This is a genomic window from Rhodococcus sp. 21391 (assembly GCF_016772255.1).
GTDB lineage: Bacteria > Actinomycetota > Actinomycetes > Mycobacteriales > Mycobacteriaceae > Rhodococcus_F > Rhodococcus_F opacus.
The window spans coordinates 813,947-831,569 of sequence record NZ_CP063782.1 but is presented as its reverse complement, the minus strand read 5'-3'; the positions used below and the strand labels follow the sequence as shown (position 1 = coordinate 831,569).

The 17,623-nt window shown below is 67.5% G+C and carries 17 protein-coding genes and 5 pseudogenes; 15 read left to right on the top strand and 7 right to left on the bottom strand.

All coding sequences use genetic code 11. The features are described from left to right. Window positions 1–50 precede the first annotated feature (50 nt). Together GO592_RS38655 and GO592_RS38650 are read left to right on the top strand one after the other, a co-directional pair. Complete coding sequence (locus GO592_RS38655) at window positions 51–338, top strand: hypothetical protein (RefSeq protein ID WP_007297109.1); 288 nt, start codon at window positions 51–53, stop codon at window positions 336–338. A 61-nt stretch (window positions 339–399) separates the two neighbouring features. Continuing rightward, window positions 400–594 (top strand): hypothetical protein, encoded by a 195-nt coding sequence (locus GO592_RS38650; protein ID WP_007297110.1) that lies wholly within the window; start codon window positions 400–402, stop codon window positions 592–594. Between the two features lie 179 nt (window positions 595–773). Here the strand turns inward: GO592_RS38650 and GO592_RS38645 are convergent, their stop codons facing one another. Beyond that, window positions 774–1,211 carry a hypothetical protein gene (locus GO592_RS38645; protein ID WP_012686921.1) on the bottom strand — a complete coding sequence of 146 codons (438 nt, stop codon included), beginning with the start codon at window positions 1,209–1,211 and terminating at the stop codon, window positions 774–776. A gap of 331 nt (window positions 1,212–1,542) precedes the next feature. On the opposite strand from GO592_RS38645, the gene GO592_RS38640 reads away from it, so the two are divergent. Both GO592_RS38640 and GO592_RS38635 read left to right on the top strand, forming a co-directional pair. After that, window positions 1,543–1,917 (top strand): hypothetical protein, encoded by a 375-nt coding sequence (locus GO592_RS38640; protein WP_007297112.1) that lies wholly within the window; start codon window positions 1,543–1,545, stop codon window positions 1,915–1,917. 353 nt (window positions 1,918–2,270) lie between these two features. Next, window positions 2,271–2,603 carry a cupin domain-containing protein gene (locus GO592_RS38635; RefSeq protein ID WP_007297113.1) on the top strand — a complete coding sequence of 111 codons (333 nt, stop codon included), beginning with the start codon at window positions 2,271–2,273 and terminating at the stop codon, window positions 2,601–2,603. A 254-nt stretch (window positions 2,604–2,857) separates the two neighbouring features. Here the strand turns inward: GO592_RS38635 and GO592_RS38630 are convergent, their stop codons facing one another. Beyond that, complete coding sequence (locus GO592_RS38630; RefSeq protein ID WP_007297114.1) at window positions 2,858–3,064, bottom strand: hypothetical protein; 207 nt, start codon at window positions 3,062–3,064, stop codon at window positions 2,858–2,860. A 129-nt stretch (window positions 3,065–3,193) separates the two neighbouring features. On the opposite strand from GO592_RS38630, the pseudogene GO592_RS45250 reads away from it, so the two are divergent. Beyond that, window positions 3,194–3,401, top strand: a pseudogene (locus GO592_RS45250) (recombinase family protein); the annotation flags it as partial. 216 nt (window positions 3,402–3,617) lie between these two features. Beyond that, window positions 3,618–3,902 carry a hypothetical protein gene (locus tag GO592_RS38625; RefSeq protein ID WP_012686918.1) on the top strand — a complete coding sequence of 95 codons (285 nt, stop codon included), beginning with the start codon at window positions 3,618–3,620 and terminating at the stop codon, window positions 3,900–3,902. 480 nt (window positions 3,903–4,382) lie between these two features. Here the strand turns inward: GO592_RS38625 and GO592_RS46775 are convergent. After that, a pseudogene (locus GO592_RS46775) lies at window positions 4,383–4,505 on the bottom strand (hemin transporter); the annotation flags it as partial. A 776-nt stretch (window positions 4,506–5,281) separates the two neighbouring features. Between GO592_RS46775 and GO592_RS45245 the strand changes: the two are divergent. Together GO592_RS45245 and GO592_RS38610 are read left to right on the top strand one after the other, a co-directional pair. Continuing rightward, a pseudogene (locus tag GO592_RS45245) lies at window positions 5,282–5,365 on the top strand (Hin recombinase); the annotation flags it as partial. A gap of 57 nt (window positions 5,366–5,422) precedes the next feature. Beyond that, window positions 5,423–6,685 (top strand): ATP-binding protein, encoded by a 1,263-nt coding sequence (locus GO592_RS38610; protein WP_007297117.1) that lies wholly within the window; start codon window positions 5,423–5,425, stop codon window positions 6,683–6,685. 279 nt (window positions 6,686–6,964) lie between these two features. Here the strand turns inward: GO592_RS38610 and GO592_RS38605 are convergent, their stop codons facing one another. Then, window positions 6,965–7,270: a hypothetical protein gene (locus tag GO592_RS38605; protein WP_012686916.1), complete on the bottom strand. Its 306-nt coding sequence runs from the start codon at window positions 7,268–7,270 to the stop codon at window positions 6,965–6,967. Between the two features lie 208 nt (window positions 7,271–7,478). On the opposite strand from GO592_RS38605, the gene GO592_RS38600 reads away from it, so the two are divergent. Next, window positions 7,479–7,823, top strand: a complete 345-nt coding sequence (locus GO592_RS38600; RefSeq protein ID WP_007297119.1) for a hypothetical protein — start codon at window positions 7,479–7,481, stop codon at window positions 7,821–7,823. Window positions 7,824–7,897: 74 nt separating this feature from the next. On the opposite strand, the gene GO592_RS38595 is transcribed toward GO592_RS38600, so the two are convergent. Further along, complete coding sequence (locus tag GO592_RS38595; RefSeq protein ID WP_231869112.1) at window positions 7,898–9,208, bottom strand: hypothetical protein; 1,311 nt, start codon at window positions 9,206–9,208, stop codon at window positions 7,898–7,900. A gap of 403 nt (window positions 9,209–9,611) precedes the next feature. On the opposite strand from GO592_RS38595, the gene GO592_RS38590 reads away from it, so the two are divergent. The 3 genes from GO592_RS38590 (at window position 9,612) to GO592_RS38580 (ending at window position 12,019) form a co-directional block, all read left to right on the top strand. Beyond that, the gene (locus tag GO592_RS38590; protein WP_007297121.1) at window positions 9,612–10,016 is read left to right on the top strand and encodes a DUF5319 domain-containing protein; all 405 of its coding nucleotides are present in this window, start codon (window positions 9,612–9,614) and stop codon (window positions 10,014–10,016) included. A gap of 918 nt (window positions 10,017–10,934) precedes the next feature. After that, window positions 10,935–11,099, top strand: coding sequence for a hypothetical protein (locus GO592_RS38585; protein ID WP_231869111.1), 165 nt, complete (start codon window positions 10,935–10,937; stop codon window positions 11,097–11,099). A gap of 164 nt (window positions 11,100–11,263) precedes the next feature. Beyond that, window positions 11,264–12,019: a hypothetical protein gene (locus GO592_RS38580; protein ID WP_007297123.1), complete on the top strand. Its 756-nt coding sequence runs from the start codon at window positions 11,264–11,266 to the stop codon at window positions 12,017–12,019. Between the two features lie 251 nt (window positions 12,020–12,270). Here the strand turns inward: GO592_RS38580 and GO592_RS38575 are convergent, their stop codons facing one another. Then, on the bottom strand, window positions 12,271–12,615 hold the full coding sequence (locus GO592_RS38575) for a hypothetical protein (protein WP_007297124.1): 345 nt from the start codon (window positions 12,613–12,615) through the stop codon (window positions 12,271–12,273). Window positions 12,616–13,582: 967 nt separating this feature from the next. On the opposite strand from GO592_RS38575, the pseudogene GO592_RS45235 reads away from it, so the two are divergent. From GO592_RS45235 to GO592_RS38560, 3 genes and pseudogenes are all read left to right on the top strand, one after another. Further along, a pseudogene (locus GO592_RS45235) lies at window positions 13,583–14,453 on the top strand (recombinase family protein). 78 nt (window positions 14,454–14,531) lie between these two features. Further along, window positions 14,532–15,541 (top strand): annotated as a pseudogene (locus GO592_RS38565) (IS110 family transposase); the annotation flags it as partial. Window positions 15,542–16,319: 778 nt separating this feature from the next. Further along, window positions 16,320–16,550: a hypothetical protein gene (locus tag GO592_RS38560; RefSeq protein ID WP_007297128.1), complete on the top strand. Its 231-nt coding sequence runs from the start codon at window positions 16,320–16,322 to the stop codon at window positions 16,548–16,550. Between the two features lie 602 nt (window positions 16,551–17,152). Here GO592_RS38560 and GO592_RS38555 read toward each other — a convergent pair. Next, window positions 17,153–17,575, bottom strand: a complete 423-nt coding sequence (locus GO592_RS38555) for an SDR family NAD(P)-dependent oxidoreductase (protein ID WP_080512618.1) — start codon at window positions 17,573–17,575, stop codon at window positions 17,153–17,155. Between the last annotated feature and the right edge of the window lie 48 nt (window positions 17,576–17,623).

Here is a 17,623-nt window from a genome sequence, read left to right as displayed (position 1 = left end):
CCGACGAGGCGGTGTAGCCGCTCATCGACCACCGGAGCGGCCTGTTCCAGGTGGTCAACGACCAACCGTTCACGCAGGTCCGCGCCAACACCGTTGCCCTGGCGGCAACCGAGGGCTACAAGGTCTTCGGGGCGATCGACGCCTCGGGCACCTACCCCACGCTCCCTCCCGGAGACCGCGACGGCCGGATGGTGAAGGCCCCGTACTCCGGCGTCATGACCACCGACCAGCTGATAATCGAGTCGAACCAGCGAACCCAGGCCGACGCGACCGGCAGCGACAGCAACGACGCCCACGCCGAACGCAAGCTCGCCGCGACCACCGCAACATCCCGGTAACCAGTCGGGACGTGACCTGCCCTATCGTTTCATCCCTCCCCGACCAGGTGAGGAGAAAGCGATGTACGAGAATGAAATTCACGAACGCCGACTCTGCGGTGACCGCCGGCAGTGGCACGGCACCACGGTGCTGTGCACCGCCGACAAATGGCATCCCGGCCGGCACCGCGCGATGGCGATCGATGCCGCAGGACACCTCACCACACTGTGCACCTGGACCGACCTGAATGCCCCCGGCCACGACCTGGCGGCCTGACACCTCGCGCACCCGATCAGGAACACGTATCGACGAACCCGGAGGACAGTTCGGCGATCCGCCGTCGGCGCCGGATCGGACTGGGCGGGTTCGGAATCTCTATACCGTTGGTAACGTCACACCGATCCCACCACCGGCCGCGCAGCCACCGAAGCCACCGCATCGACGCGATGGGTGGGCTATCGGGTCTCGGTACCGAGGTGGATCAGCGCGAAGTCCAGTGAGACGGCGACCACGTCGTCGGTGTCGTCGATGCCCACGTCATGGTCACCTCGGCGAACCAATCCAGGCACGCGTCGAGATCGCTGAGATTCACACTCAGGAACCGCATCCGCGGGGAAGAGAGACAAGCACACGGTCGCCCAGATCGCGGCCATGCTGAACGTGCCCCGCACCACCGTGTACGGGCACCTGAATACACGGACCACCGGCGGTTCCGATGCACACTCGGCCGACGAGGTGGTCTCCCCTACCGCGACGGCGAGGACGTCACGCGCCTGCCCGACCTGCGGCACGAACCGGCCACCCGCGCCGAGGCCGCCCACCAACGCGCCGACCTCGCCGTCACCTGGCTGCACCCGGACCCGGACCATCCTGGCGTGCTCAGCCGAAGTCATTGCCGCCATTGCGAACCCGCCCACCCTGCGTTCGACATCGCCTGCTCGGTGCGAGCGACGGTCCCATCCTGACCGGTGTCCTCGCGGAAGCCACCGAGACCGGTGGGCTACCCGACTCGGTGCAACGGTGGCTCGCATCGACCCGATGGCACACCGGTCCGGCATTGCTCTGCCCCGACCACACCTGACATCGGTGGACGGTCCCGCCACCCTGTCCTGGCGCCGGGGTTCCCCGATGACGGGCCCCGCTCCGAGGACGGTGGACGTGTCGGACAGGTTGTGCGCCACTTGTGGATGACAGGGCTTCCGGCCGGGGAGCACACTACGAGATATGCGGAGCGTGTTCGCTCACCAAGCCGTCCTGGTCATGACACCGGATGCCGATACCGGCGCGCCCGGCGCCGCGGTCACCTCCGCGTTGTGCACGCACTGGGGACGCCAGCCGCCTCGCTCCCTCGCACCGCATCACACCCACGCCGACCGACTCGGCGACGAGGTCCGGATTCGGATCGTGTTCGCCGTCGATCCGGCCAGACAGAACGCGGTCCGGTCCCGGATCGACCTGGCGCTGGCCACCGGCCACACCTGCGGGCCGGACGGCACGATCACCCGGTGGCAACTGCGCAGTTGCGGCCCCGCCGCACCCATTCGCGGCCGAGGCGAGCGTCCTCTTTCCCGGCGTGGCGTGAGCACAACGAGAAATTAGAGCGGCATCGACCGCAGATAGCCGGTCGCCTCGCCGACGAGCGGCGAGGTCAGTTCTTGTCGGCGGTCATCTGACGGACACGGGCGCCAAGCTTGTCGAGCGCCATCGCCGGCCTCGGCGTCAGCAGAAAGCTCCCCGCTGACGCAAGCCCACCGCCGAGCCCGGTTGGTGGGGCCTTGCTCCGCGTGGGTGCTTCGAGGAATCTTCACTTCCGGTCCGTCCTTTGGCTGCCGTGGACACGTGCCTACGTTCCAGTTGAAGAATGTAAGTGCGTGGGCGGCCGGGCCGTGACTCCGCGGCGAAGCCGACTGTCGACGCGCCCTGAACCCGGTGCGGGTGGATAGACTAGCGGCATGCAGCGGGTTTCTCTCGAAGCCTTGGCTCGTCAGCAGGTGAAACAGGCGGCCACAGCCGGTGGTGGTCACACCGCCGACACCGTCTACGGCGGGCATGAGAAGGTCTTGCGGCAGACGGTGATCGGCATGATCGAGGGTGCCGTTCTCGGGGAGCATGCGAATCCGGGTGAGGCGACGGTGCAGGTCTTGTCCGGCCGGGTCCGGCTCAGGGCCGGCGAGCTGTCGTGGGAGGGGCGTGCGGGTGACCTGCTCATCGTGCCCGACGCCCGGCACAGCCTCGAAGCGTTGGTGGACTCGGCGGTCCTGCTGACGGTCGCGAAGCTGGCGTGACCCGCGCACCCGCACACTGGGCTACGAGCCGTCTCCGGCTAGCACTTCCGATGCCCCATGGTGCGCCGCTATCAACGACAGGCCCGTTCGCGGCGACGGCGCAGAGCCCCCCGAGCGCCGTCACTGCATTTCTCCCGCCCGATTTCTCCCGCCCGCTGTCCATCAGTGGCCCGTACAAGGAGGAGATCGGTCGCGCTAGGTTTGAGCGCCGCGGCGCCTGACGTCGTGAACACGGGGGTGCCGCCGGTACCGGGTCATCTCTTTCCAGTGTCGTAGCTCGGCGCACGGCTGTCCGGCCGCCCGGTGGTCAACCCGTCCGTCCTGTGGGAGGCGGAGGAACCGATCCGCGCGTACGTGCGGACGGCCCGGCGGGCGGTCCGCACGAGGTCGGCGATGCCCTGGGTAGCCGGTGCGGTGACGGTGTTCGATTCGGGACGCCAGTGCAGCTGGGGATCGCCCAATCCCGCAGTGTCGTCTCGGGATCTGGGATCGGATCCCAGCAGAGGATCCACCAACCGAGGGTGTCCCAGCGAAGGTCGGCGGCCTCAACCGATCGACAGCACAACATCACCGAATTATGACGCCAAGCGCTGCTGGCACTGTTCGGGCAGATGGAACGCACCTACGCCGTCGAGCGCGCCGCCCACGCCCGCATGGTGGCCACCGAGAAGGGCCGCCGGGTCGGCCGGCCCAGCGTGGTCACCGACGCCCAGTTCGCCTACGCCACCGAGCTGCGCGAGCGCGCGCGCCACCATCGCCGAGATCACCGACAAGACCGGGCTGACCCGCTCGACCCTGTAGCGGCATCTGCCACCCCGGCCGGCGGATACAACTGCGGGATGTTATGGGAGATATCGGTGAACTCGGCGACTGACCCCCGACTCCCATCCCTTCCGACACCACATCCTGCACCACCGGGAAACGAAGCGTGAGCGGGACGCCGTCGAGGCGGGTCGGCGCACACTGACCCGTCGAGCCCGAGCATCGGCAGTGTCGAACGATCGGAGGTCCGCCTTGAGCGTCGCGCTGTACTTCGTCGGAATCAGCCTCATCGGCATCGTCGGACTGAGCGACCTGGTCCGCGGATCGAGGCAGACCGCTCACCATGGCCTACACACGTGGTCGACATCTCTAGCCGTGGCCGGCACCCTCTGCTGGATAGCCGGAGCCGTCCTGTCCGGTCAACCCCTCTGGTGGAAGATCTTCGCCTCCGTCTTCGTGAAGACGATAGGTTTTCTCATGGCCATAAGATCACGGTTCGTGCCCGACCGCCAGAAGAAGGAACCCGGAAACGAATGACGGGATCATCCTTCCGCAGCCCGACGTCAGTGGAGGCTGGCAGAAGAAGGCGGCCAATAAGTGCCTGTGGGACCGTTCGGACTGACACCAGCAACGCCTCCTCGCCCAACGGCAGTGACGAAGCCAGAACGACCGCGAAAAACACTGACCGCGTCCGGGTTTCGGGTGGATGCTCGATCGCGATATCGGCCAGTTGGGTCAACTCAGTCGGAATGAGCAGTGTCCGAGCCCGTCCTGCACCACCGGCGCCGCGAACACGGTCATCGTCGCGGTCCTGACCTGACCCTCCCGATTCTGTTCAGCACGCGAAAGACGAGCAGACCGATCAGGGTAAGCGCGCCGACGTCCCGCTGCCCTAACCTCCTTGTCGTCGTCGGGACAGCCGATCTCGTGCTGTTCCGCCCAGGGCCGCACGAACGGCGGGGCCGATGTCGAAGGCTTACGCCGCACGGCGGCGATGATCTTCGCCACCTCTGGAGCGGCCGCCCAGCTGTCCGGGCCGAAGACTTCGTAGTGGATGTTGTCGGCCGCGACGTCCTTGTCGAGCAAGGCTTCGCGCATGCCGAGCATGAACAAGGGTGGCGCGCACTCGTATACGCCTGTCTCGAATCAGCAGACCCCGAAACTGGCGTACATGTGGTGCTGGAACGCCGCCCCGCCGCACATCACACAGTCCGGATCTGGATCCACTCGCCACCCACAGGGGAACGAAGCCGACGTCATCGCCGACACGCCCTCCACCCACCGGGCAGCGCGCCGCGTTCCCCCGGATCCCGTGCGCCGCACCTCTCCGCCAATATTTCGGTGCCCACGCGACGCGTCGACCGGTTCGATCCATGGCCACCTGGCGTCCGCACTCGCATCGGTGACACGATCCTCGACCTCCAACCCCTGATCGCTCGGAGCAGCCGAAACACCGCTGACCAGCGGAGCTACCTGCGGCGACTCCGGTCGACGAGAGTGAGCACGAGCAACCAGCACCCCGCCGTGAGAACCCGGCAGTGGTCACCGCGACCACGACCATCGCCGACACCAGCACGCCCTGACCACGATCACCCTCCCGCCGCGACGCACACGCTTCACCGACCCCCACACCACCAATCGGACGCTACGGCAGCGGGCGGGGCCCACCGCCCACTCTTCGTTCTCGCCGCCGTGACCACCGTCTGGACCCCGCTGACGACCGATACCTGGGAATGGCGAGAAGCACGGCGATCGTCGGCTACCAGGCACCCAAACCCAGCTGGGCGACACGATGATCTACTTCTCCGCCGCCCTTCCGTGGTCACCCTGGCCGTCACCGCGGTCCAATTCCGCGACCGAAAGACGGAGCGCGGCTGGCCGCCCGTGCCCGCTGACGTGAGGGTGGACGGCCCTCGAAGCTCAGCGCGGACCGGATCGAACTCGCTCAACGCCGGCACGACTCCGGGGAACACACCGTCGCCCAGATCGCGGGCGGTTAACAAGTACGCACCGCAGACGTACGCTGAGGATTTCGCCATCCACTTCAGGGAGGGCGCATGGACGCCTGGACCATCCGAGACTTCGAACCCGAGGACCTCGAGGCCGTCGTGCGCATGGACAGCAGTTCCACCACCACGGACCAACTGCCCCTGTTCGCGCTCTCGGATGTGGTCGGGAGTCTGCTGAACCGTCACCCCGCCGTCGTCGCGGTGCGGGACGGGCACATCATCGGGACGGCAGTTGCTCGCGTCGACGAGGACCGCGCCTGGGTCATGCGCCTCTCCCTCGATCCCGAATGGCGGGGTCAAGGGCTCGGCAGCGCCCTGTTGTCTCAGCTCGAGCACCAGCTCCTCGCCAAAGGAGTGCGACGAGTGAGCGCGCTCCTCCCCGAAGGTGAGACAGGTGCCACCGCGCTGAGCAATTCCGGATTCACTACCCGCAGCGGAGTCACGTACTACGAGAAGCTCGGGACGGTGTCGCCCCGCACGGCCGGGGTCCTGGCGACTCTCGGCGGTGCGGTGCCGCCCGCCGGACTGTGGAAACAGGTCGCCGGAATGACCCGGGAGAAGTCGCTGATCGAACGCAAGATCGTGCTCCCGCTGTCGAGGCCGGCGCTGGCCGCCGACCACGGGGTGGCGGCACCGCGCGCGGTGGTGCTGTTCGGACCGCCGGGAACCGGGAAGACGACGTTCGCGCGTGCCATCGCCAGCCGGCTCGGCTGGCCGTTCGTCGAACTGTTCCCATCGCGGCTCGCGGCCGGCGAGAACGGGCTCGCCGCCGGTCTCGGGGAGGCGTTCGCGTCGATGGGTGAACTCGAGCACGTCGTCGTCTTCATCGACGAGGTGGAGGAGGTGGCGGCCCGCCGCCGGCCCGGTTCGCAGTCCGTCGGGGTGGTGAACGAACTGCTGAAGTCGATCGTCAACTTCCGCGAACGCAGCGGACGGTTACTGGTGTGCGCGACCAATTCCGTTCGAGCACTGGATGATGCATTCCTTCGACACGGACGTTTCGACTATGTGCTGCCGATCGGGGCGCCCGACTCGGAGGCCCGGCACGCCCTGTGGGAGCGGTACCTCGGCAACGAGCAGGTCGACGTGTCTGCCCTCGTTGCGGCGACCGAGGGCTACACGCCCGCCGATGTCGCGCACGCGGCACGGACCGTTGCACAGGCGACCTTCGAGTGCAGCGTCGATTCGGGTGGACGCTGCCACGCCGGCACCCAGGACTACCTGGACGTGATCGGCACGGTGCGTCCCACCCTCACCGCCGAGATGATGCAGGCGTTCACGGAGGACATCGTCGGTCACGCCCGCACCTGAGTTTGAGACTGCGAGTGTTTAGTAACCACGGGCGGTGTGTTTCGGTCACAGTGAGGGCCGCCGCAGCGATCATCGCCGTCACCCTCACCGCCGGTGAATACCTGTGAACTGGCGTACCAGTGCTGGCCCCTTGCCCTGCTGGCCAATCGCGGGTCGCACTGTGTACCGGCCGACGGGTCGAGGCCGCCCGAAAATGGGAGCGAGCGGCGCTGACCACAATACGGTGGCAGGCCTTCACCGTCCCCGGCTCGCACCGACGCTCGCGGCAGCGGACGTGTATTACTCCCGGCGGCGAGGTGTGGCGCGTTCCCACCAGTCGATCGCCTCGCCGTCTGCCGCTAGCCGTTCCACCGCACGCGCGGTGAACTCGACCTGGGCGCCGGATCCGGACCAGCAGAACGTCCACAGTTGTTTCGCCGCGAGATGATAGTGGTGCAGGGCCTCATCGACGGCGTACGCGTCCACCTCACCGGCCCGGAAGCGGTCCACCTCGGCAGCGACACACTCGATCAGCTCACCCAGCCGGGCCTCGTGATATGCGGCGACCAGCGCCCGATCGGCTCGCCGCTGCCCCTTGGTGCCCACGGGCACCGACGGTACCGATATCGAGGCACCCACGCCCCGAAGACCACGCCCACCGGGAACGGCGCGCCGCTCGCCGCGGCGACGTCGTCTGATCGGTCCGATGCACGGGCCGCCGGTGCCACTCGACCGCCGACCGAGGTGCGTGATGTGATTCGGTCGACGGTACCGGCGATGTACGGCCCCTCCGGTACGGAAATGGAGGACCGAGATGACCGAAGTCGACCACATCGACGTGGTCGGGGCGCAGTCCGTGCTCGAGGTGGCCGAAGCGGTCGCCGCGGTGCTCGGCGCCCGGATGGAGATGGGCGGCGAACCCGGCCGCATCGTGGTCACCGGAGCCCCCGATCCCGATCTTCGGGTCGTCATCGGGCTGGCGATCAACGACCGCGGGATACCCGAAAGGTGGACCAGGCGAATCACGATCAGCCACGATCGCGGGAGCGACGAACGCCGCCGCTGGACACAACACCTACACCGCGCCCTCACCGAACGCCGCGACTGGACCCTCACCCAAATCCCCGGCGACCCACCGAACCCACACACCCCACCCTGATCGAACGCGTTGAACGCCGTCCAGAGCATCTTCGACGGGCGCCTGTCCGCCACGAACATCTCACCACCACAACGTCAGTCAGTCACACCGATCACCGACCGACCCATCGACCCGGGATCGCCAGACGCGACAGTGCCCTCCTCACTACTCGGGGTGTACAGGAGTTCGGCGAGGCGGTCACCGGTGACGGTAAATCTCGGGGCCGCCGGCTGCCCGAAGAACGCCCCCTTACGGGTGCGCAGCAGGTCTTCGCCGTCGCGCTGCCGGGAGAAGCCGGGCCTGCGCAGCAGGACCCGGAGGACCGTCGACGCCGCCGGGTGGCGCCCGGCCAGTCGGCGCAGCGGCAGGGCCGAGACCGTGTCGTCGTCGAGATATCCGCGGAGAACGGTGATGTGGGTGTGGTCGCCGGCCAACGCGGGATCGGCGAACATCGCATCCAGACGGCCGAAGTCGCGGTAATAGTTCAGGCCCTCGGTCTCGTCGTAGATCAACCCGACGGTGTCCGCGTCGAGGTAATCCTCGGGCAGTCGGCCCATCTCCTCGGCGGTGAGGGCGCCCGGCGCCGCCGGGTGGGTGGGCGTACCGTCGGCCTCGACGGAGGCACCGACCTGAGCCAGGCGGCGCCGGTAGTGTTCGATCAGCCGTGCCGGGGCCGTGGTGGGCGGCAGAATCACCAGATCGGACCCGAACAGGTCGACGAATGCGGCACGGTCGTCGGCCTGCAACTGCCAGGCCCGCTCGTACAGATCGCGATTGCGGCGCAGCAACCCCGGGTCGGCGGCCACCACCTCCATGCGGCCCGGGCCAGGGTCGGGCCGACGGAGGCCGGAAAGGAACCCCCGGTGACCGCTGATCAACCAGTGGCCGGTGGCGGGATGAACGGGCACGATCCGGCCGTACACGAACATCTTGGGCCGCACCGTGGCGAACACGTCGGGGCCGATATTGGAGTGCACCCGATAACGCAGGTCGTCGACGAGGTTGTGAAAGACGGTGGTGCCGATACCGTCGCCTGCCGGGTGGACCTCGAAGTAACCCTCGACGACATCGCGCCAACCCAGCAGCATCTGGGACTCGTCCTCGGTCAGGCGCGGCCGCTGTTGCGCGACGAACCGTTCCACCACCGTGCCGCCGTCGCGGAGCCGGTTCTCCAGGACGAAATGATCGAGGGTGCGGACGAGGATGCCCTCGTCCAGCGGACCGAGATCGGCCGCGGCCCGCATCAGGGTGGTCAACTGCCTGCCGAAACGGGCATGCTGGGCGAAGTCCAGCAGCTCACCTTTCAGGTCCCCCCTGCGGGCCACCAACTCGGTGACCGTCATCGGCGGCGAGGCAGCCGGCCACCGCGTCGCCACACCCGGCTTCTCTCCGGGCAGCTCAGACATGAACCCCGGTCCTGTTCGCAACGTGCGCATCACGGCCGTGGTTACTACCCGGATTGACCGATCGACCGATGTCGACGACGCGCAGCCCACCGCGACGTGTGGGGAACCGGTGTGGGACCACACGACGCCGCGTCCGGAACGCTTCCCAACTCTCCGGAGGCTTCCGTACCAGGTTTGATCTCGCCGAACAGGGAAGGAAGGTCGATGTCAGCATGAGGAAGTACCGGATCGAGACCGAGAAGACGTAGCCCTGCCAGACGTCAACCACATGAGCCGAAACGTCCCCGACCCGGCCCGCATATCTCGAAAACGATCGGATGAGAAGACGAACCGACAGACGCACACCAGGCATGCGTGCCCCGCCGATGCCCCGCCGTCGCAACTCGACCCGTACCGTGGCGCTGTGCGCGATCAACTGCCTCCCGGCCTGCCCCTGGACCCGTTCGCCGGCGACCCCACCGACCCCGCCGCCGCCCTCGACGCCCTCGAACCGGACCGGCCACTCGATCCCCAGGAGCGGCTCGCCGTGGAGGCGGACCTGGCCGACCTCGCCGTGTTCGAGGCGCTGCTGGCACCTCGCGGGATCCGCGGTCTCGTCGAACACTGCGAGGACTGCCGGCACGATCACTACAGGGATTGGGACATGCTCCGCGCCGACCTCCTCCAGCTTCTGGTCGGCGGCCCCGCCCGCCCGCACGAGCCCGCCTACGCCCCCACCCCCGAGGCGTACGCCACCTGGGACTACTGCTGCGGGTACGCGGATGCCCAGGTGAACGACGCGGTGCACGGCCCCCGCTTCGACGCCTGAGGACCCAGCCCTGCCGCGGCGGCCGGACAAGTCGCATCCGCGGCGGGAGTTCTTGCAGCGCACACGAAACCGACCCGACGGCCGGTGCACCGACCTCCGCACGCCCGGCGCGGCAGAATCGGCACCTCAGTCCACCCGATCCGCCTCGCTCGGCAACCAATACCCCAGCACGGGAATGGTTTTCGTCGACCTCCAGAGTGCCGCACCAGATCACCGATCCACCGATGGTCACCGGACCTCGGCACCGACGGATTGGCCCCCGCCGCACGAATGCGGAGGACGCGGGAAAAGACCACCACACCCCGCCGGCAACGCACACCGATGCCGTCACCGGCCACGCCCAATACCGCACCGGCGCCGCAGCAGCGACGACCCGCTCCCCCGATCATGAAGGTCGACGCGAACACCAACGTTCCCAGGAGCTCCTCAGCGTCATGCGCATCCCTCCCGTCGAGAGTTCACCTCGATCACCGGGATTCGGGTGTGATCTCGCTGCGGCGGGGTGCGCCCCCTTCGAGGGCCGTGGGCGCCGATTCACAATTTCGGGCGTCCCCGATCCACACACGTCCGCCGCAACCCTCCTGGGCCCGCGGCACCGGTGCTGCCGGTGCATTCCCCTCCCGCCCCGATCGTCCGTACCGGGCGGGAGGGGAGTGGTCGTGGTCGGCGTGGCTGTTCGGCTCCCTGCTGGACCGAGCCCTGGTCGCCACCCCGCACTGCGGCACCTCGGCGTCCAGGCATGGGCCCACGACAGCCGTCACGCCGATCTCGTACCGCCAGTCCACCCATCGGCGGCGTCCGGCTCTGGCCACTGGCCCGATTTGGCCGTCACCCGGGGAGAACTCGTAGCCGCCTACCGGGAGAACCCACCGGGCACAAACGGCTGTGTCCTTCCACCTCGATCACACCGCGCCGGGCGTGGCCGACCCGCCCATCTATCTGTCCACGATCGGCGCCGTCATCGCCGCCCTGATCATGCACGGTGCCGGGTCCCCGGAAACGACCCCGTCGCCGGGCAATCCGCTCTTCGACCGACTCACCCTCTGGAGCATCTATGTCCGCGGCGTGTCTGTGTCGCATTGAGCATCCAATTTCTCCGTGGGCCCCGACCGCGATCTCCCGCAATGCCGTCCCGCTCGCACCGGCCGGTCCCGCGCTCACCGACATTGGTCTCAGGACGGTCTGGCACCGGCGCCCGTCCAGCGCGGGCTGTCGCGGGCGAAGGCGGCCGGGACGAGACTGAGAAGATGCTGATCCTCTCGGGCGCCACACTCACCGCCACACTCGGTACGCCGGGCAGCGTCGTGCACCTGTGCGTACGCGTGCCCTCCTCGGACCGTTCCTTGACGGTCGGTGCGGTCCGCACACTCCTGGTCGCCGACCTGACCCGACGGGTGCTCGAGGATGTGCACCGCTCGCAGGTCACACTTACCCTCCTCGCCCCCTGCCCTGGTTCACTCGTCACGCCAGGCAATCTCGACGCGTGGATGATCCGCCCACCGGTAGGAGTCTTCGATTCCGCCGATGCCGCCGCGGCCGCAGTCGGCGCCCCGGTCGTGCTCATGGTGACCGCCGCCGGGGACGAAACTGCAGAGCCTGCTCTGACAGTCGGTGGCGCGGTCGGGTCCGAGCCGCTCGACGATCTGATCCACGCCGGTCATGATCCGTTGACGCTGCGTTGTGTGCTGCTCTCGACGCACTACCGGCAGCAGGCGCCGCCGACGATGGAAACGATCGCCGACGCCGCGCGGCTGTTGCATCGATGGCGGCAGCGCGTCGCCGACTGGAGCACGCACATCTCCGTCCCGATGCCCGCAGACATCATCGAAGCCGCGTATCGCGCATTCGACCGAAACCTCGACGTGCCGGCGGTTCTCGACCTGATGCGCCACCTCGAGTCCGACGCCGCGATCGCCCCGGGCGCCAAATTCGAAACCTTTATCCACCTCGACCGGGTGCTCGCCTTCGATCTGACCCGCGACCTCGGCGGCCCGCACTCGTGAGATTCCAGGGCTCCGGGCTACGCCGAGCTGTGGGTGCCAGCGATCCGTGTGGGCCGCCGCCTCCATCCGGTCCGGCGTCAGTCCCCACCCAACGGCGGGCACCGCATCCGCTTCGGTGCCGCCGGTTCCCTCGAGCTGTTCGATCGACACAGTTCGGAACCCCACCGGCGGTCGCCGACAGGCTTGCTGCAACGAGGAACGTGTCACGACGTGGGTTTCGGCCCGGACGGCACATCGGCGCCCTGACTGCGTCAGGAGAGCTCCGAGCCCTTCGCAGGCTCCGCCTTCATCGATCTCTTCAGCGAGTCGTTCCACGCCGACTCGTCTGGCGCTGCATCTGGATCAAAGCTGGCTGCCCGGCAACCGCGTGACCCACTGATGTCAGTGTGCCGCCACTCGGATTGCGGATAGTCTCGCTTGATCGGCGTGCCGCAATGGCGAACGATGTCGACCCTATCGTCCAGGAGTGCACGCATCCGACGGAGTTCATCGAGCACTGCTGTGCCACTCATCGTCGGATCGTCGGCTAGAAATGTTTCCACGCAATCGATCGCATACGTGATCGCCGACGCGCGATGCTCGCTGTAGATGCGCATCGGTGTTCCTTCAGTTGCTTCCATGTCTCGTCGAAGCCGGCGGGATCAAGGATAGTCGAGGCTTCGGCTCACACCATGAGCCGGCGCCACTGCTCGAAGGGGCGGCGCTGTCGGGTTCCTCGCGTCGACGACCCGGATCAGGCATCCGATCGCCGGCTTTGCGACTCGTCGAACGCTTCTCCGGCCCTCCCTGCGCGGTACGCCGGAGGGCGTCGCAGCCGGTGGTGATGACTTTCTCCGTCGGGTTCCCCGCCCTCACCGGCCTCGTTCCGGATCGTGTGGAGGTGATCGTAGAACAACACCTGACCGGCGCATTTGTGCCGCACCCGTCCCCGCCGACGTACCAGAACCGACTTCGCGTATCCACGACGATTGCCGTGCCGGCGCGGTCGGCGGTGACGAGTTCGCCGGTCAGAATGGGTCCATCTCCGCACAGCGTGCGGGCGATGTCTGCCACACGGGTGGTGGGGAGTGTCGGCAATGGGATCGAGTTATCACCTCGCCGGGTCGGGATCCGCGAGATCGGCGCGCTGGTGTGTGTGGGCTCCTCGCGGGTGGCGGGATCGTGACCGCCGGGCGGGCAGGCTCCGGACCGATCTGCGGGCCCGGGTGAATCCGCACCACAGGTTCACATCCTACCGGCGTCACAATAAAAATTGCCGGTCAGAGGCCATTTTTCGTAGTCTGTGACCTACCCGTTGACCTGTCGGTGATACCCGCGCTCAGGACGCCCGGAGGAGAATCAACGCCATGAGCCCGCGGGACGATGACTACGCGATCCGCGACGGCGAGAACCGTGTTCCCCCGCCACCGGACAGTGTCATCGAGCGCGTCACCCCCGTACTCCGCGCCGCTCTTCTCCTCCGGGCGGAACCCGACTGTAAGACCGACGCGCATCGAAGGGTGCGACCGTCGAACTGCAGGACGCAGCCATCAAGGCCGTGAACCTCGCACATGAAACCTGAAGGTGTCGACGAGCAAGCAGGACCTCGCGCGGCGGCAGATCGATGCGCTCACGAAGGCCTGGATCGACCAGACGAATATCTACGTGGACAAGAAGTCCGGGGTCAGCACCGACCGTCCTGGGCTGCAGGCTTTGCTGGGATACGCCCGCACGGGCGATGTCATCGCGGTGCACACCTCGACCGGCTCGGCCGGACCGGCACCGACACCCTCAACCTGATCCACGACCTGCACCAGCGCGGCATAAGTTTCCGGAACCTGGCCGACCCGATCCGGATCGACTCGACGAATCCCGACGATCTGATGGCACAGTTGGCGCTGGTGCTGCTCGCCTTGTTCAGGCAGATGGAACGCACCTATGCGGTCGAGCGCGCCGCCCATGCCCGGTCGGTGGCCACCGAGAAGGGTCGCCGGGTCGGCCGTCCCAGCGTGGTCACCGACGCCCAACTCGCCTACGCCATCCAACTGCGAAATGACGGCGCCACCGTCGCCGAGATCACCGACAAGACCGGACTGACCCGCTCCATCCTGTACCGCCGCCTACCTCAGCAGCCGTCCGAGTCCGTCATGGTGACGGGTACCGAGTGTGGTTCCACATCAACAGTTGCTGCGGAGCAGCTGCGCGCCCAAATCGGCCCTATGGCCTGTCCGACCTGCGGACACCTGCCCACCACCGCGGCGACACCATCCCCCACCGCGACGACCTCGCTTTCCTCTGGCTGCACCTCGACGCCCGCCACCGTGTCCGCGAGCGACATCACTGGGCTCGCTGTCAGCCCCACGGCCACGTCCTGGTGGTCAGCTGCAGCCGATGTGGCCCTGTTACCGGCGCCGAGGCCAGCGACGAACTGCCGCAACCGATCCTGATGCGATGAAAGGGGCGGGGCCTCCCTCTCCTCGTGGTTCCCGGCGAATGCTGGGGGTGTCAGTTCGTCACGACGGAGGAGGCCCCTATGAACGAGTATGACGGAAGTCAGGTCGTCGGGATCGATCTGCACCGGCAGCGGTCGGTGATCGTCCGCCAGACGGCGGAGGGCGAACAATTGTCGGCGGTGCGGATCGTCAACGATCCGGTGGCGTTGGGACTGCAGATCGAGAAGGCCGGCGCGAACCCGGAGGTGGTGCTCGAGGCGACCTATGGCTGGTACTGGGCGGTCGATGCCCTGCAGGCCGCCGGCGCGTGCGTGCATCTCGCACATCCTCTGGGTGTCAAGGGTTTCCGGTATCGGAGGGTGAAGAACGATGTACGCGACGCCGGAGATCTGGCGGACCTGCTCCGGATGCACCGGTTGCCCGAGGCGTGGATTGCCCCGCCCGCCACACGGGAGTTGCGCGAGCTGGTGCGCTATCGAGCGAAGCTGGTGGCCTTGCGCTCCGGGCTCAAGGCCCAGGTCCACTCGGTGCTCGCCAAGGCCGGGGTGTTGATCCGGGTATCGGACCTGTTCGGCGTCGAGGGGCGTGAGCGTCTGACGCAGGTGCCGCTCGGCGTCGCGTACGCGCAGCGGGTGATTTCGCTGCTCGAGCTGATCGACGTCCTCGACGCGCACGAGGGACGATTCTTCGACCGGATCGCCGCCGAGTTGCGTGGCCATCCTGGCTATCGGGCGATTCAGGCGCTGCCCGGGGTCGGCCCCACCCTGGCGGCGGTGTTCGTCGCGGAGATCGGTGACGTGCACCGCTTCGCCGACCCCGGCCACCTGTGTTCGTGGGCCGGTCTGACCCCCAAGCACCGCGAGTCCGACACCGTCGTTCACCGCGGGCACATCACGAAGCAGGGCTCCAAACTGGTGCACTGGGCGGCGGTGGAGGCCATCCAACGGGAACCCGCCGGCACGAAGATCTCGGTCGACCGCCAACGCATCGAGGCCCGCCGCGGCCGGAACATCGCCAAGGTCGCCGCGGCCCGCAACTGCTCACCCTCGTCTACTACGGGCTGCGTGACGGAGAGATCCGCGCGTTGGCCCCAGAGGGCAACGGCGTGAGCACCCCGGACGCAACACGCGCGCGGCCGTTGCCAGGTCTGACCCCCGTGCCAACGGCGTGGTCGTCGTCCTGATTGACCCCGCGTATTGCCAGCGCACCGCTCCATGCCCGCACCGCCGGGCGAAGGGATGACCGGCCAGCCGAGGAAGCTCGGCCCTGCCCAACCCCATACGCATCACACTGGAGACGTTGCACCACAACCACATAGCGAAACCGAATCGCGTCGTTTGGTCCTCGACCTGTTCTCGGGCTCATTCCAGTGTGCGCCGGGCCGGGCCACCGTCAAGACCATTCGTCCTCGCTCACGCTGCGGGCGCTGCGTCTTGACCCCCGGCCCTCACCCAGCGCTGTCCGCATGGAGCCGAAACAGGAGCGCCTTGTCGTCGTGGATCATCGCTGCCCGCCGATCTGCGCGAGGGTGTCGACCACGTAAAACGCGACCCTTGACAAGGCCCCGCCTCTTCAGGGATGACCTGGCTCGTCACCGCGCTCGCGGACGTGGCCGTCGCCCGCCTCGTCCGTCCCGGAGGACGACGAATCGTACGTCCTCGAGGTTCTCACCACCTCGCCGATACCTCCGGCGGGCAGATGGACTGCGCCAGTTGAGTGACCCCCGACAGTTGACCGCCGCACCTCATGGGTGTCGCTCGGCGGACCACGTACTGAGGTTGGGCGGAGGAGTCCGCGCGGGCGCCGTCGCCGCTGTCAACGACGGTCGCGACGGATGGGTGTATGGGTGTCGCCCGAGTCGGCGAGGGATGCCGGCCAACTCGGGCGAGTCGCTTGTTGCTGCGATGGTTCTGACTTTGCGCTTGACGCGGGGCTGCGCCGGGCTGGATTCGGTCGCACAATCGGAGGAGGAGACAGAGGCAATCCTGCCGGAGGTGGGTGATGCGCTGGGAGGCACCGGCGCCGGTGCCATTTCCAATGCCGATGCGGTGGTGGCGGCTCGGACCGTGGAGCCGCAATCGCCTGATGCGCCGCGGTGACCGTCTCGAGGCGGTGATCATGCTGCTCGCTGCGGTGTTGATGGTGATGTTGGTCCCGTTCGCCGCCGCGTATGGGACGGCGACGCACACCCGGCTGGAGCAGCAGGCGCAGGCCCTGCGCCGCCGTGCATCAGGTGCCCGCGGTTCTGCTCGGGGACGCCCAGCCCGCCCTCGACAGAACCGATGCCTCGCGCCGTTTCGTCGGGAACCGGGGCTATGTCCCCGTCCGATGGTCGGCGGCCGGTAGTGACCACACCGGAGTCGTCTCCACCGACCCGGATGCACAGGCGGGCCAGACGATCAACGTCACCGTCGGTGCCGACGGCAACCTCGCCGACACCATCAAGTTGGGCCAAACGGTGGTCACTCCCCTTGCCAAAAAGGTCTTTCGCTGTTGCGAAGAGCATGACACCGCAGGATCGGGGCCACCGAGCTTCATGCCAGTTCCTCACAAAGCCGGGACGATCCCGCGGTTGCCGCCTCATATTCCCCAACGACCCAGAAACGCAATACGATGCATTGCTTATACTTTCGCCAACTCATGGTCAAGTCGACCTACCGTTGGCGCTACGCCGCCCAAGCGCACGAATGCGACTGGACCCCTAACTAACTCGCAGGTCGGCGCCGCCGGCAACCATGAGCGTCGTGCCGACTATGTATCGTGCGCGATCAGACGCTAGGTACGCGACAGCATCAGCGATATCCTGTGGATCGGCGCATCCGCCAAGCGGCACCGCATTACCGAGGGTCTCGAGGATATCCCGCTCGCGAGCAGAGCTCGTCGGGGCTGCGATCGGGCCTGGCGCTACGGCGTTGACCCGGACTCCATGCGGCGCCGCTTCATACCCCACATCTCTGGTGAGTGCGACTACACCGGCTTTGGCGACCGCATAGGCCACGTGATTCACGGTGTAGTGAAATCCCGCCATCGATGCGATGTTTACGATGCTGCCGCGACGCGCGTGAATCATCCCTGGAAGCACGGCCCGGCAACAGAGGAACACTGATCGCTGGTTTGTGTTGATGACCCGATCACAGCACCATTACGCCCCACACGCAGCACCGGTCCGCAC